This is a genomic window from Pseudomonas sp. SIMBA_041, assembly GCF_046535095.1.
Classification (GTDB): domain Bacteria; phylum Pseudomonadota; class Gammaproteobacteria; order Pseudomonadales; family Pseudomonadaceae; genus Aquipseudomonas; species Aquipseudomonas mucoides.
Genome location: NZ_JAWRXJ010000311.1, coordinates 1 through 272, shown reverse-complemented (window position 1 = coordinate 272; position 272 = coordinate 1). Strand labels below are relative to the sequence as shown.

At 70.2% G+C, this 272-nt stretch carries 1 pseudogene; it reads right to left on the bottom strand.

Going from position 1 to position 272, the window contains the following annotated elements:
• A pseudogene (locus SB725_RS31285) lies at nt 1-265 on the bottom strand (exodeoxyribonuclease V subunit alpha); the annotation flags it as partial.
• Between the last annotated feature and the right edge of the window lie 7 nt (nt 266-272).

Sequence of the window (272 nt, the reverse complement as noted above, 5' to 3'; positions counted from 1 at the left end):
CCGTCGACGGCAGCGCAGCATTCTCGCCAGCATCGTCGTCTGCACGCGCGGCCAGGCCATCCGGCGGCAGCGACAGCGCGAAGGCGGGATCGCGAAGCGTGGCGACAAGATCGAGGCACGCATGGCCGCGCCCCAGCTGATGGCTCGCGAGCGCGGCGGCAAGAATCAGCAGTGCGTGGGCATCCGGCACTTCGCGAGCGAGAAAACGGGCGAACGCGGCATCGACCTCGCGCAGCCAGCCGTGCTCGACCCACTCCAGCAACAGACGCCCG